Below are 13,030 nucleotides of genomic sequence, written 5' to 3'. Positions count from 1 at the left end.
AAGGGGTGGGGCGAGTTCTCCCACGGTCTGTACTGCTGTGAACAGTCAGATTCGGCTTTTTCGTCCCACCACCCCTTCGAGTATCACCATACAAGCGGCTTTAGCCGCGAAGAGGCCGGTACAGGTTTCCTGTACTAGAAAGGAGTCCCCGGTGGACGAATACCAGCAAACCATCCGTGCCCTGTCCGACCGAATCGTTGCGGCACAGACCCCGATCCGGGTTCTGGACGCGGTGAAGTGGGACGACAATATCCGCCAGGGTTTCCTCAAGGCCAAGGGCAAGGAGCCGCCGGCCGTCGACCGTGCCTACTACCAGTCGCGCCCGCTGGCGTTCGATTCCAGCGCGGTCAAGGCCGAGTTCCAGGGCATCGAGCGCGACATCATTCGCCAGCTCGGCCAGTTCAACCCGGTCGGGCAGATCATGAAGCGCATGTGCCGCGAATACCGCATGGTGGTGCGCATGCTCGAAGCGCGCGGCACCGAGGATTTCGGGCTGATCTCCCAGGAACTGTACGGCGCTGCCTCCGATGCCTTCCACGCTGGTGATCCGACCTTGGCCGACCTCGGCCTGATGCTGTCGGACTACCTGAACAACATCGATGGCCGTGGCGACCTCAAGGACGAACCGAAGAACCTCACCGCCAAGGAGGCCGTGGAAATCCTCCAGCACCGGCTGAACAAGGTGTTCGGCGAGGCCGAGGGGACCATCCGTGTGTTCGAGTCCGACGGCATCGTCGCCGATGCCGCAGCCGGGGCCGACTACATCAAGGTGCGTGCCGACGCCATGTTCAACGCCCGTGACGTGCGCGCCCTGGAGGTGCACGAAGGGCTGGTGCATGTCGGCACCACGCTCAACGGCCTGAACCAGCCGATCTGTACCTTCCTGGCCAAGGGCCCGCCCTCGTCGACGGTGACCCAGGAAGGCCTGGCCATCCTCATGGAGGTGATCGCCTTCGCCTCCTACCCCAGCCGCCTGCGCAAGCTCACCAATCGCACCCGCGCCATCCACATGGTCGAGGAGGGTGCCGATTTCATGCAGATCTACAACTTCTTCCGCGAGCAGGGGTTCGAGATGGCGCAGAGCTACAGCAACGCCAGCCGGGTGTTCCGTGGGTCGGTGCCCAATGGCCTGCCATTTACCAAGGACTTGTCCTACCTCAAAGGCTTCATCATGGTTTACAACTACATTCAGTTGGCCGTGAAGAAGGGCAAGCTCGAACAGATCCCGTTGCTGTTCTGCGGCAAGACCACCCTGGAAGACATGCGTACCCTGCGACAGCTGGTCGAGGAAGGCCTGGTCGAGCCGCCCAAGTACCTGCCCGAGCAGTTCCGCGACCTCAACGCGCTGTCGGCCTGGATGTGCTTCTCCAACTTCCTCAACCACTTGAGCCTGGACCGCATTGAAGCCGATTACGCGAACATTCTCTGAGTGCTGCCGCCTGCTGGCCCTGGGTTTGATCCTGCTGGGCCTGGGCGGTTGCAGCAGCCTGCTGTTCTATCCCGAGCGCGGCCAGCCGTTCACGCCCGAGCGGGCCAAGCTCGAGTACCGCGATGTCACCTTGACCACTGCTGATGGCATCCGCCTGCACGGCTGGTGGCTGCCGGCCAAGGCCGGGGTCGAGGTCAAGGGCACGGTGCTGCACCTGCATGGCAATGGCGGCAACCTGCCTGGGCACCTGGGCGGCAGCTACTGGCTGCCGGAGCAGGGTTACCAGGTGTTGATGATCGATTACCGCGGCTATGGCCTCTCCCAGGGCGAGCCGAGCCTGCCCGAGGTGTACGAGGACATCGCCGCGGCCATGGCCTGGCTGGAGCAGGCCCCCGAGGTCAAGGGCAAGCCGCTGGTACTGCTGGGGCAGAGCCTTGGCGGGGCCATGGCCATTCACTACCTGGCGGCCCACCCGGAGCAGCGCCAGCGTTTCAGTGCCCTGGTGTTCGACGGTGTGCCGGCCAGTTACCGTGCGGTCGGGCGCTTTGCCCTAAGCACCTCGTGGATGACCTGGCCGCTGCAGGTGCCGCTGTCGTGGCTGGTGCCGGACGGTGACAGCGCGATCCGCTCGATCGAGCAGCTGAGCAGCCCGCCCAAGCTGTTCTTCCACAGCATCGACGACACCCTGGTGCCGATGGACAACGGCATCCGCCTGTACCAGCACGCGCCAGCGCCGCGGGTGCTGCAACTGACCCGCGGTGGCCACGTGCAGACCTTCGCCGACCCGACCTGGCGCCAGGTGATGCTGCGTTTCCTTGACGACCCCAGCCATTTCAACGGCCTGCGGCGGCTGGCCGAAGTACCCAATTACCCTGACGAGAAGAACAAGCAATGAGTGAAGAACGCAACGCCATCCCGCTGATCCTGACCGGTGTCGGCAGCATCATCGTGACGGTGGGGGCCTTGTGGTACTACGGTTACCTGCATTTCGCCAAGCCCGAGGATGCCCTGTTGTTGCAGGACTTCACCATGCTCAAGACCATCCCTGGCGAGGACTACAAGGTCTCGCTGGACCCGGCACCACAAGTGGCCCAATGCGTCGATGGCGTGCTGGTGCTGTTCGACACCCAGCAGAAAGGCCTGACCGGGGTGCTGGTGGACAACCGCAAGCGCGCGGTGCGTTGCATGGGCGAGGAAACCCCGCAGCAGGTGCAGTGAGCCATTATCTCTGCTGCCTGTGCTGGCCCTTTCGCGGCTAAAGCCGCTCCCACAGGGACTGTGCAAAGCTCAAGATATCTGCTGCCTGAACTGGCCTCTTCGCGGGCACGCCCGCTCCCACAGGGATCGCGCAAAGCTCGAAACTGGCGCCGTACCTGTGGGAGCGGGCGTGCCCGCGAAGAGGCCGGAACAGACAAAAGAAAGCCCCGCTTCGATCGCGGGGCTTGTCAGTTCAGCTAGCCAGCCTTACTGCTGTACCTGGCTCACCGAGCGCGGCGCCACCGGCTGGTTGTCGTTGGAGATGGTCACCTCCACCCGACGGTTCTGCGCACGCCCCGAATTGCTCGAGTTGTCCGCTACCGGGTACTCCTTACCATAGCCCTGGGCGACGATGCGCGCCGGGTCGACGCCGGCACGTACCAGTGCCATGCGCACGCTGTTGGCGCGGCGCTCCGACAGGCCCTGGTTGTAGTTGGCCGAGCCGACGCTGTCGGTGTAACCCTCGACGATTACCTTGCGTTCCGGGTTTTCCTGGAGGAACTGCGCCAGCTTGGTGACGTTCGGGTAGGCGTTGCTCTTGAGTTCGGCCTTGTTGAAGTCGAACAGCACGTCACCGAAGGTGACCAGCGTGCCGCGGTCGGTCTGCTTGGCGTTGAGGCTGTCCTGCAGCTTGGCGATCTGTGCGTCGCGGGCGTCCAGCTTGGCCTGGGCGCGTTGGGCCGAGGCGTTCTTCAGTTCGCCTTCGGCTGTGCGCAGGGCGATGGTCTGCTTGGCCACTTCGACGCGCTGGTTGGTCAGGTAGGCCAACTGGTCGACCTTCTTCTCGTCTTCACGGTCCATGTAGGCCTTGTCGGCCTTGTTCAGCCAGTCCTGGGCGTCCTTGGTCTCCAGCGCGGCAACCTTGCTCGATTGCGGGTCGCTCTGCAGCGAGGAGAAGTTGGTGCGGGCCGATTCGAGGTTGGCGTTAGGGTCGTGCGAGCAGGCAGCAAGGCCGACGCTCAGGGCCAGCAGGGCGGGAATCATGACGTAGTTGCGCATAGTGTTCATCCTTTGATCGTGTGCGAAGGCCGAGGTGGGCGGGGCAGGGCTCACTGAGCGCTGCGCAGGCCTTCCTCACGTACGTCCTGAACGCCCTGGCGGGCATCCTGCACGGCCTTCTGGGCCTTGGCCGCCTGGGCCTTGCGTTCGGCGAGGCGGGCGTCCCACTCGGCCTGTTCGGCCAGGCGCCTGGCGTCGTCGTACTTCTTGTCATGCATGGCGATCTCGGCCTGCTTGAACTTGTCCTGTGCCGCTTTCATTTCCACGGCGGCGAACTCGGTGCCGCCAGCGCTGACGGCGGAGTTCACGGCGGACTGGGTGACTGCATACTGCTCGGTAGGCGGGTTGCCCGCACAGCCGGCCAGGACCAGGCTGCTGCCCAGGGCCAGCGCTGCCAGCTTGAACCCGCGCACATGAGTGGATGAGGGTTTGTAGATGCGGGTGTTCTTGGTGGTCAGTTCCATTGGATCACTCCTGTTTACGACGTTGTCCGTAGCAGTCCATCGCTCGTTCCCTGACACGTGCACGCGCTTCAGCTCAACGGTGCACAACGGCAGGTGTGCAGGGTTTTAGCGTGATGGCTATTGGCTGTGACTGACGCGTTTTTCGGATAGTTCAGAAAAAATCATCCTGAGCGGATAACTATTTCTGACTAATCGGTCAGTGCGATTCGCCCGGAACTTTCGCGGGGCGTAGCGGTATTTCGGGCCTTTGCCAGGCCCGGAGCGGGGGCGGCGGGTTACTTCTCGCTGTCGGCTGCTGGGTTGCTCAGGGCGTGCAGATGCTGTCGCGAAAGTGACAGAAAGCGCGGTGTAGGACCGATGTCCTCGTACAGCGGGTCGCCTTCCTCGTCGGTGGCAATGACCTGACGGCCTTGCACATAGGGGAAGCTGGCTTCCAGTTCCTCGAGGGCTGCCGCGACCAGCTCACCGAGCAGTTCCTCGGCGGTGCGCTTGGGGTACATGTCGATCAGCGCGGCCAGGCGCGCTTCGGACTCAAGGTCCAGATGCAGGACATGGCCCGTGGGGCTGAGGGTACCGGCGGCATTCTGTTCCCAGTGCTGGGCGAGTTCACGGATTTTCATGATGACCTCTGTTGACGCCTGAAAGGGCTGCATTGCATGGGAGTGTCGTGCTTTCACTTTAGTTTGCTTTGGCCGATCACGGCTTGCCATCGGCGCCTGGCTGTGGGCACTCTTGGGGCGAATACCGCGCACCCCTGTGGGAGCGGGTTCACCCGCGAACACCGGCGCAGCCGGTGCCAGCCACCGCGCTGGATGCTTCGCGGGTGAACCCGCTCCCACAGGGGCTCGCGTAAAGGCTGAAAAAGGGATGCAATGCGCCAGAGCCGCGCCGGAGAGAGGGCCAATGACCGATATCGATGTGCGTTTGCGTGAAGATGTCCATGTGTTGGGTGAACTGCTTGGCGATACCATTCGCCTGCAGCATGGCGAGGCGTTCCTGCAGAAGATCGAGGACATCCGCCACAGTGCCAAGGCCGACCGCCGTAGCGCCGGCGAGCAACTGAGCTCGACCCTGGCGGACCTGGCCGATGAAGACTTGCTGCCCGTGGCCAGGGCCTTCAACCAGTTCCTCAACCTGGCCAACATGGCCGAGCAGTACCAGTTGATCCGCCGCCGCGACGCCGACCAGCCCGAGCCGTTCGAGGCCCGGGTGCTGCCCGAGCTGCTGGCGCGCCTGAAGCAGGCCGGGCACAGCAATGATGCCCTGGCCCGGCAATTGGCCAAGCTCGACATCCAGCTGGTGCTCACCGCTCACCCCACCGAAGTGGCCCGCCGCACCCTGATCCAGAAGTACGACGCCATCGCCGGCCAACTGGCAGCCCAGGACCACCGCGACCTGACCCCGGCCGAACGCCAGCAGGTGCGCGAGCGCCTGCGCCGGCTGATCGCCGAGGCCTGGCACACCGAAGAAATCCGCCGCACCCGACCGACGCCGGTGGACGAAGCCAAGTGGGGCTTCGCGGTGATCGAGCATTCGCTGTGGCACGCCATCCCCAGCCATTTACGCAAGGTCGACAAGGCCCTCCTGGAGGCTACCGGCCTGCGCCTGCCGCTGGAGGCGGCGCCGATCCGCTTCGCCTCGTGGATGGGCGGTGACCGTGATGGCAACCCCAACGTGACCGCAGCGGTCACCCGCGAAGTCCTGCTGCTGGCGCGCTGGATGGCTGCCGACCTGTTCCTGCGCGACATCGATGCGCTGGCGTCCGAGTTGTCCATGCAGCAGGCCGACGATGCCCTGCGCGAGCGGGTCGGCGACAGTGCCGAACCCTACCGTTCCCTGCTCAAGCAACTGCGCGATCGCCTGCGGGCGACGCGCGCCTGGGCGCATTCGGCATTGACCAGCAGCCAGCCGGCCAGCGCCGAGGTGCTGGTGGACAACCGCGACCTGATCGCGCCGCTGGAGCTGTGCTACCAGTCCCTGCACGCCTGCGGCATGGGTGTGATCGCCGAAGGCCCGTTGCTCGACTGCCTGCGCCGCGCCGTGACCTTCGGCCTGTTCCTGGGCCGCCTGGACGTGCGCCAGGACGCCGCCCGCCACCGTGATGCGTTGAGCGAGATTACCGACTACCTGGGCCTGGGGCGCTATGCCGACTGGGATGAAGAGCAGCGCATCGAGTTCCTCCAGGCCGAGCTGAAAAACCGCCGGCCACTGCTGCCCGCGCACTTCAAGCCGCAGGCCGATACCGCCGAGGTACTGGCCACCTGCCGGGAAATTGCTGCCGCACCGGCCGCCTCGCTGGGTTCTTACGTCATTTCCATGGCCGGTGCTGCCTCGGATGTGCTGGCGGTGCAGCTGCTGCTGAAGGAGGCCGGCCTGACTCGGCCCATGCGCGTGGTGCCGCTATTCGAGACCCTGGCCGACCTCGACAATGCCGGCCCGGTGATGCAGCGCCTGCTCGGCCTGCCAGGCTACCGCGCCAACCTGCGCGGCCCGCAGGAAGTGATGATCGGCTATTCCGACTCGGCCAAGGACGCTGGTACCACGGCTGCAGCCTGGGCGCAGTACCGGGCCCAGGAAAACCTGGTGCGTATCTGCGCCGAGCACCAGGTCGAGTTGCTGCTGTTCCACGGCCGTGGCGGCACGGTAGGCCGCGGCGGTGGCCCGGCCCACGCGGCGATCCTGTCGCAGCCACCGGGTTCGGTGGCCGGACGCTTCCGCACTACCGAGCAGGGCGAGATGATCCGCTTCAAGTTCGGCTTGCCGGGCATCGCCGAGCAGAACCTGAACCTCTACCTGGCCGCCGTGCTCGAAGCCACCTTGTTGCCACCGCCACCACCGCAGCCGGCCTGGCGCGAGGTGATGGACCAACTGGCCGCCGATGGCGTCAAGGCCTACCGCGGCGTGGTGCGGGAGAACCCCGATTTTGTCGAGTACTTCCGCCAGTCCACCCCGGAGCAGGAACTGGGGCGCCTGCCGCTGGGCAGCCGCCCGGCCAAGCGTCGCGCCGGTGGCATCGAAAGCCTGCGGGCCATCCCCTGGATCTTCGGCTGGACCCAGACCCGCCTGATGCTGCCGGCCTGGCTTGGCTGGGAAACGGCATTGAACAATGCCCTGGCCCGTGGCCAGGGTGAACTGCTGGCGCAGATGCGCGAGCAATGGCCGTTCTTCCGCACCCGCATCGACATGCTCGAGATGGTGCTGGCCAAGGCCGATGCGCAGATCGCCGAGGCCTACGACGAACGTCTAGTGCAACCGCACCTGCTGCCTTTGGGTGCGCACCTGCGCGACCTATTGTCGCAGTCGTGCCAGGTGGTACTGGGCCTTACCGGGCAGCCGGTGCTACTGGCGCACAGCCCCGAGACGCTGGAATTCATCAGCCTGCGCAACACCTACCTGGACCCGTTGCACCGCCTGCAGGCCGAGTTGCTGGCCCGCTCTCGCAGCCGCGAAGCCGCTCTGGACAGCCCGTTGGAGCAGGCCTTGCTGGTGACAGTGGCGGGTATTGCAGCCGGCCTGCGCAACACCGGCTGAGGGTAGGCCCGGGGCGCACAGGGCAGGTGCCGTGCGGGGGATGCAAGTGGGCGAAGAGGGTGGTTGCGCCGGGCGCAACCGCCTGCCAGGCCAGCCGTAGGTGGCGCATTCCTGCAACTTTGGGACGCTTGTCTGGCTGCCGGGCGCTGTGTATCTTGAGCAGCCTTCTGACCGATTTATGGTCATACCCGATTTTCCGGACTTGGCCCTGGTCGCCGAATCCATTGAATTTCATAAAAAAATTTGAGGAGCACGAGATGCGCGTAATTCTGCTGGGAGCTCCCGGGGCCGGTAAAGGTACTCAGGCAAAGTTCATCACCGAAAAGTTCGGTATCCCCCAGATTTCCACCGGTGACATGCTGCGTGCCGCCGTCAAGGCCGGTACCCCGCTGGGACTGGAACTGAAGAAAGTCATGGATGCCGGCCAGCTGGTCTCCGACGAGTTGATCATCAGCCTGGTCAAGGAGCGCATCGCCCAGCCTGATTGCGCCAAGGGCTGCCTGTTCGACGGCTTCCCACGTACCATCCCGCAAGCCGAAGCCATGGTCGCTGCCGGTGTCGACATCGACGCCGTGGTGGAAATCGCCGTGGACGACGAGGAAATCGTCGGCCGCATGGCTGGCCGCCGCGTGCACCTGGCCTCGGGCCGCACCTACCACATTCAGTACAACCCGCCGAAAGTGGAAGGCAAGGACGACGAGACGGGTGAAGACCTGATCCAGCGTGATGACGACAAGGAAGAAACCGTTCGCCATCGCCTGTCGGTCTACCACAGCCAGACCAAGCCGCTGGTGGACTTCTACCAGAAGCTGTCCGCCGCCAATGCCGGCAAGCCGAAGTACAGCCACATCGAAGGCGTCGGCTCGGTCGAAGCCATCACCGCCAAGGTTCTGGCAGCCCTGAGCTGATCCAGCGCCCGACGCACCTCGACAACGGCCCGCTTGCGGGCCGTTGTTGTTTTGGGGCTGCTTACGCAGCCCATCGCCGGCAAGCCAGCTCCCACCTCGACTGCATCGATTTCAAGCCATGTGCAGTCCCTGTGGGAGCTGGCTTGCCGGCGATGGGCCGCACAGCGGCCCCTTCGGGACACAACGCCGCCGCTGCTCTATACTGCCGCTCTTTTCCCCCTAGTACCTGGATACCCGTTCGATGACCACCCTCCTGGCCCTGGATACCGCCACCGAAGCCTGTTCCGTCGCACTGCTGCATGACGGCAAGGTAACCAGCCATTACGAGGTGATCCCGCGCATGCATGCCCAGAAGCTGCTGCCGATGATCAAGCAGCTGCTGGCCGAGTCCGGCGTGGCGCTGAATGCGCTGGATGCCATCGCCTTTGGCCGTGGCCCGGGCGCATTCACCGGCGTGCGCATTGCCATCGGTGTGGTCCAGGGCCTGGCCTTCGCCCTGGAGCGCCCGGTTTTGCCGGTGTCCAACCTGGCCGCACTGGCCCAGGGCGCGCTGCGCGAGCACGGCGTGCAGCAAGTGGCGGCCGCCATTGATGCGCGCATGGATGAAGTGTATTGGGGCTGCTATCAGGCCACCGAGGGCGAAATGCGCCTGGTTGGCCACGAGGCAGTGCTGCCGCCCGAGCAGGTGGCGCTGCCGGCGGGCAGCGCTGGCGAGTGGTTCGGTGCCGGTACCGGTTGGGGCTATGCCGAGCGCCTGGCGGTGCAGGTGGCAGCCAGCAATGCCAGTGCCTTGCCCAACGCCCTGGATATCCTCAGCCTGGCCAGCTTTGCCTGGGCACGCGGCGAGGCGATCGCTGCCGAACAGGCGCAACCGGTCTACCTGCGCGATAATGTAGCGACACCCAAGAAGCGCTGAGTGTTGTTCGTCGGTTATCGCCGATGACACTAAAACCTTTTGCGCGATCTGTGGTCCAGTTATCACTCGAGCATTAGCGATGGAACCCTGATGCTGCTAAATTGCCATCATTGGTTCTGAGTGCTCATGCCATGCGTATCGACGGTTTCTCATCGCAGTCCTACCCGATCAAGCGCACCCCACGCAAGGCAGCGGTGCGTGACGAGGCCATCGATGATGCCGAGGTGATCGAGGAGGTCGAAACCACCCCTCAGGAAGCCACCGCCCGCCGTCGCAGCGGTGGCCTGCCAGCCCGCCAGCAGGACATGATCTTCCCCCGCGCCCGTGACCGCCGCACCGCTACCGCATTGGCCAGCTACCTGAGCACCGCCGGTTTTACCGACTGGGACATGGAAGTGCTGGGGCTCGACCTGTACATTTAGTGGATGAGTCCATCACCACTGCCTTATTTTCTCGGTTGCCCGTCATGGAGCGAAAACGCCTGGCGCGACTACCTGTATCCCGCCGACGCCAACAGCAGTGAAATGCTCGGCTACTACAGCCAGGTGTTCAACGCCGTCGAGGGCAATACCACTTTCTACGCACGCCCCGCACCCGGCACCATTGCGCGCTGGGCGCAGATCATGCCCGAACACTTCCGCTTCACTGCCAAGTTCCCCCGGGACATCAGCCATGAAGGCGACCTGCGCGATCAGCTGGAACCGGCCTTTGACTTCACCCGCCTGATGGCCCCGCTGGGCCAGCGCGTAGCGCCGTACTGGCTGCAGTTGCCGGCCCAGTTCAGCCCCGCACGGCTGGGCGAGCTTTGCCACTTCCTTGACGAAGTCGGAGTGCCGGTGGCCGTGGAGGTGCGCAACCAGGCCTTCTTCGCCAAGGGTGAAGAAGAGCGGTTGCTCAACCGCCTGCTGCATGAGCGTGGCGTGGAGCGTATCTGCCTCGACCCGCGCGCCTTGTTCAGCTGTACCTCTCGTGACCCCGCCGTGCTGCATGCGCAGGCGAAGAAGCCCAAGGTGCCGCCACGCCCGGCAGCCTTCAGCCAGCACCCGCAGGTGCGCTTCATCGGCCACCCGCAGCTGGAGGCCAACGAGGCCTTTCTTACCCCCTGGGTGGACAAGGTCGCTGCCTGGGTCGAGGAAGGCCGCAACCCCTACATCTTCCTGCACACCTCGGACAACCGCCTGGCAGCGGCCTTGGCCCAGCGCTTTCACCAACGCCTGATGCAGCGCCTGCCGGGCCTTGCCGCGTTGCCGGAATTGCCGCGCACCCCCGAGGTCGAACAACTGGGGCTACTCTGACCTTTCCCTGACTGCCGGAGGTTGAACCATGGATGTGCAAACCCTGCGAGCCGAAGCCTTCAAGGCCCTGCACGAGCGTGACAGCGCCTTCGTCATCCCCAACCCGTGGGATGCCGGCTCGGCCAAGTTGCTGGCCAGCCTGGGCTTCGAGGCGCTGGCCACCACCAGTGCAGGCCTGGCTTTCAGCCTGGGCCGTCCGGACGCCGAAGGCGCCTTGAGCCTGGACGATACCCTTGATAATGCCGGGGAGATCGTCGATGCCACCCCTTTGCCGGTGGCCGCTGACCTGGAGAACGGCTTTGGCGACCTGCCCGAAGATTGCGCCCAGACCATTCTGCGGGCCGCCGAAGTCGGCTTGGTGGGTGGCTCTATCGAGGATGCCAGTGGTCACAGCGATACGCCGATCTATGATTTCGGGCTGGCAGTAGAGCGTGTGCGCGCAGCCGTGCAGGCCGCACGCAGCCTGCCGTTCCCGTTCACCCTGTGCGCCCGGGCAGAGAACCTGCTGCACGGGCGCATGGACCTGGACGACACCATCCTGCGCCTGCAGGCCTATGCCGAGGCCGGTGCCGATGTGCTCTATGCGCCCGGGCTGCGTACTGTCGAGGAAATCCGCGCGGTGGTGCAGGCCGTCGCGCCACGGCCGGTGAATGTGCTGATGGGCATGGCGGGCGTGTCGCTGAGCGTCAACCAGTTGCAGGACCTGGGTGTACGCCGCATCAGCGTCGGCTCGTCGCTTGCCCGTGCCGCGTTGGGGGCCTTCCATCGGGCCGCGCTGGAGATTCGCGATGAGGGCACCTTCGGCTACGGTGAGCAGGCGCTGCCGTTCGCCCAACTCAACGACCTGTTCCGCCGCTGATGAGGGCCGTGCTGGCGTTGCTGGCAGGCCTGTCGTTGCTTGCGGGGCTGGCCTGGCACCTGGGTTGGCAGCTGCCCGCCGCGTGGAACCCGTGGGCGCCGCTGGACGTGCGTCAGCCCCCCAACCTGCTGACCCCCTACAAGCTGTCCCGCCTTCGCGATGACCCGACGCTGTGTCGCCTGGCACTTCAAACCAGCCAGCTGCGCTACCGGGCACAAGCCGACAGTTCGACTGCTGCCGACTGCCCATTGCGGAACGTATGGCGTATCGACGGTGGTCAGGCGCGGCTCGGCGGCAGCTTCCTGGCCAGTTGTTCGTTGGCAGTGGCGTATGCACTGTTCGAAAACCATGGCCTGCAGCCTGTGGCGCAACGGGTGTTGGGGCAGCCGGTGGCTCAGGTCGACCACCTGGGCAGTTTTGCCTGCCGCAATGTCTATCACCGCAAGCAGGGCCGGCTGAGCCAGCACGCCACGGCCGATGCCTTGGACATCAGTGGCTTTCGTCTGCGGGACGGCCAGCGCATCGTCCTTGCGCGGGACTGGCAGGCGGGCGGGCAGAAAGCGGAATTCCTTCGTCAGGTGCAGCAGGCGGCCTGTGACAGCTTCAGCACGGTACTGGGGCCGGACTACAACGCTGCACACCACAACCACTTTCATGTGGACATGGGCCGCTGGCAGATCTGTCGTTGAGCGTGGGCGCGTTCAGGCGTGGGCGCGCACGTTGTTCAGCACCACCGGGCGTGCCCAGTGGATGTCGAACTCCAGGTCGGTCTGCTGCTTGGCCAGGGTGGCGTCATCGAACGGTTCGGGCGCCGGGTCCAGCAGGTTGGTCTCGAACTCGGCGATCGGCAGGAACAGCGAGCGTGGGGTAGGGCCGGGGCCGGGTTCGGCAATCGGGTGACCTTGGCTCATCACCACCGGGCGTAGCCAGCTGTTGCTGATGTCGAGCTGGCGCTGTTGCTCGATCAACTCGACTGCGCTGAACGGCTCGGGGGCGGGCGGCAGCAGGTTGGCTTCGAGTTCTGCCTTGGGCAGGAACAGTGGCTCGGGCGGTGCCACCTCGGTGTCGTGTACCGGGCAGGCCCGCTGGGCGTCGATCAGGGCCAGCGCACGGGCGCCGCCGATCGGCTCGCCGCTGCTCTGGTCGTATTGCACGAACGACTGGCTGACGCTGTCTACCGGCTCTTCCTGCTGCTCGGCCATGGCCCGGGCAAAGAAATCCTGCCACAGGTGGCTGACGCCCCCGAGTGCCTGGGTGTTGTGCTGACTGTAGTTGCCGACAGGCGACAGGTAGGTCAAGCCGATGGGAAGAGTATCTGACATGGCAGTCGCGCGCGTTGTGCTCTGGCAGAATAGCGGGATATTGCCTGTAT

Annotated in this window: 14 protein-coding genes; 10 read left to right on the top strand and 4 right to left on the bottom strand. The window is 65.0% G+C overall.

Annotation, left to right across the window (positions count from 1 at the left end):
- The first annotated feature begins 151 nt into the window (after positions 1–151).
- The 3 genes from CAG44_RS20850 to CAG44_RS20840 are packed head-to-tail and all read left to right on the top strand — an operon-like array spanning position 152 to position 2,647.
- Positions 152–1,429, top strand: coding sequence for a flavohemoglobin expression-modulating QEGLA motif protein (locus CAG44_RS20850; RefSeq protein WP_085618263.1), 1,278 nt, complete (start codon positions 152–154; stop codon positions 1,427–1,429).
- The gene (locus tag CAG44_RS20845) at positions 1,401–2,324 is read left to right on the top strand and encodes an alpha/beta hydrolase (RefSeq protein ID WP_085692900.1); all 924 of its coding nucleotides are present in this window, start codon (positions 1,401–1,403) and stop codon (positions 2,322–2,324) included. The genes CAG44_RS20850 and CAG44_RS20845 overlap by 29 nt, the downstream gene beginning before the upstream one ends.
- Positions 2,321–2,647, top strand: coding sequence for a hypothetical protein (locus tag CAG44_RS20840; RefSeq protein WP_003252219.1), 327 nt, complete (start codon positions 2,321–2,323; stop codon positions 2,645–2,647). Before CAG44_RS20845 ends, CAG44_RS20840 begins: the two co-directional genes overlap by 4 nt.
- A gap of 246 nt (positions 2,648–2,893) precedes the next feature.
- Here the strand turns inward: CAG44_RS20840 and CAG44_RS20835 are convergent, their stop codons facing one another.
- The 3 genes from CAG44_RS20835 to CAG44_RS20825 form a co-directional block, all read right to left on the bottom strand.
- Entirely contained in the window at positions 2,894–3,685 is a 792-nt protein-coding gene (locus CAG44_RS20835) for an OmpA family protein (RefSeq protein WP_025337942.1), read from the bottom strand.
- Between the two features lie 50 nt (positions 3,686–3,735).
- Complete coding sequence (locus CAG44_RS20830; RefSeq protein ID WP_003258911.1) at positions 3,736–4,149, bottom strand: DUF4398 domain-containing protein; 414 nt, start codon at positions 4,147–4,149, stop codon at positions 3,736–3,738.
- Between the two features lie 275 nt (positions 4,150–4,424).
- Positions 4,425–4,769 carry a type 1 pili tip component gene (locus CAG44_RS20825; protein ID WP_013971223.1) on the bottom strand — a complete coding sequence of 115 codons (345 nt, stop codon included), beginning with the start codon at positions 4,767–4,769 and terminating at the stop codon, positions 4,425–4,427.
- Positions 4,770–5,052: 283 nt separating this feature from the next.
- Here CAG44_RS20825 and ppc point away from each other — a divergent pair, with 283 nt between their 5' ends.
- The 7 genes from ppc (at position 5,053) to CAG44_RS20790 (ending at position 12,347) form a co-directional block, all read left to right on the top strand.
- Positions 5,053–7,680 carry a phosphoenolpyruvate carboxylase gene (gene ppc, locus CAG44_RS20820; protein ID WP_085692899.1) on the top strand — a complete coding sequence of 876 codons (2,628 nt, stop codon included), beginning with the start codon at positions 5,053–5,055 and terminating at the stop codon, positions 7,678–7,680.
- A gap of 257 nt (positions 7,681–7,937) precedes the next feature.
- Entirely contained in the window at positions 7,938–8,588 is a 651-nt protein-coding gene (gene adk / locus CAG44_RS20815) for an adenylate kinase (protein ID WP_003259830.1), read from the top strand.
- A 241-nt stretch (positions 8,589–8,829) separates the two neighbouring features.
- Positions 8,830–9,504 (top strand): tRNA (adenosine(37)-N6)-threonylcarbamoyltransferase complex dimerization subunit type 1 TsaB, encoded by a 675-nt coding sequence (tsaB, locus tag CAG44_RS20810; protein WP_085692898.1) that lies wholly within the window; start codon positions 8,830–8,832, stop codon positions 9,502–9,504.
- 131 nt (positions 9,505–9,635) lie between these two features.
- Positions 9,636–9,926 carry a hypothetical protein gene (locus CAG44_RS20805; protein ID WP_085692897.1) on the top strand — a complete coding sequence of 97 codons (291 nt, stop codon included), beginning with the start codon at positions 9,636–9,638 and terminating at the stop codon, positions 9,924–9,926.
- A gap of 3 nt (positions 9,927–9,929) precedes the next feature.
- Positions 9,930–10,799 carry a DUF72 domain-containing protein gene (locus CAG44_RS20800; RefSeq protein ID WP_085618272.1) on the top strand — a complete coding sequence of 290 codons (870 nt, stop codon included), beginning with the start codon at positions 9,930–9,932 and terminating at the stop codon, positions 10,797–10,799.
- 28 nt (positions 10,800–10,827) lie between these two features.
- Positions 10,828–11,658: an oxaloacetate decarboxylase gene (locus CAG44_RS20795; RefSeq protein WP_085692896.1), complete on the top strand. Its 831-nt coding sequence runs from the start codon at positions 10,828–10,830 to the stop codon at positions 11,656–11,658.
- Positions 11,658–12,347 (top strand): extensin family protein, encoded by a 690-nt coding sequence (locus CAG44_RS20790; protein ID WP_085692895.1) that lies wholly within the window; start codon positions 11,658–11,660, stop codon positions 12,345–12,347. Before CAG44_RS20795 ends, CAG44_RS20790 begins: the two co-directional genes overlap by 1 nt.
- 12 nt (positions 12,348–12,359) lie before the next feature.
- Here the strand turns inward: CAG44_RS20790 and CAG44_RS20785 are convergent, their stop codons facing one another.
- Positions 12,360–12,980, bottom strand: a complete 621-nt coding sequence (locus tag CAG44_RS20785) for a hypothetical protein (protein WP_025337950.1) — start codon at positions 12,978–12,980, stop codon at positions 12,360–12,362.
- Between the last annotated feature and the right edge of the window lie 50 nt (positions 12,981–13,030).

This window comes from Pseudomonas sp. B13(2017) (assembly GCF_002113245.1).
Taxonomy (GTDB): Bacteria; Pseudomonadota; Gammaproteobacteria; order Pseudomonadales; family Pseudomonadaceae; genus Aquipseudomonas; species Aquipseudomonas putida_Z.
The sequence above is the reverse complement of the archived record's forward strand: the minus strand, read 5'-3'. Positions and strand labels throughout refer to the sequence as shown.

Coding starts and splice junctions, on each gene's coding strand:
- CAG44_RS20840 (WP_003252219.1), top strand. CDS start 2,321: ATGAGTGAAGAACGCAACGCCATCCCGCTGATCCTGACCGGTGTCGGC.
- CAG44_RS20835 (WP_025337942.1), bottom strand. CDS start 3,685: ATGCGCAACTACGTCATGATTCCCGCCCTGCTGGCCCTGAGCGTCGGC.
- CAG44_RS20830 (WP_003258911.1), bottom strand. CDS start 4,149: ATGGAACTGACCACCAAGAACACCCGCATCTACAAACCCTCATCCACT.
- CAG44_RS20825 (WP_013971223.1), bottom strand. CDS start 4,769: ATGAAAATCCGTGAACTCGCCCAGCACTGGGAACAGAATGCCGCCGGT.
- ppc (WP_085692899.1), top strand. CDS start 5,053: ATGACCGATATCGATGTGCGTTTGCGTGAAGATGTCCATGTGTTGGGT.
- adk (WP_003259830.1), top strand. CDS start 7,938: ATGCGCGTAATTCTGCTGGGAGCTCCCGGGGCCGGTAAAGGTACTCAG.
- tsaB (WP_085692898.1), top strand. CDS start 8,830: ATGACCACCCTCCTGGCCCTGGATACCGCCACCGAAGCCTGTTCCGTC.
- CAG44_RS20805 (WP_085692897.1), top strand. CDS start 9,636: ATGCGTATCGACGGTTTCTCATCGCAGTCCTACCCGATCAAGCGCACC.
- CAG44_RS20800 (WP_085618272.1), top strand. CDS start 9,930: ATGAGTCCATCACCACTGCCTTATTTTCTCGGTTGCCCGTCATGGAGC.
- CAG44_RS20795 (WP_085692896.1), top strand. CDS start 10,828: ATGGATGTGCAAACCCTGCGAGCCGAAGCCTTCAAGGCCCTGCACGAG.
- CAG44_RS20790 (WP_085692895.1), top strand. CDS start 11,658: ATGAGGGCCGTGCTGGCGTTGCTGGCAGGCCTGTCGTTGCTTGCGGGG.
- CAG44_RS20785 (WP_025337950.1), bottom strand. CDS start 12,980: ATGTCAGATACTCTTCCCATCGGCTTGACCTACCTGTCGCCTGTCGGC.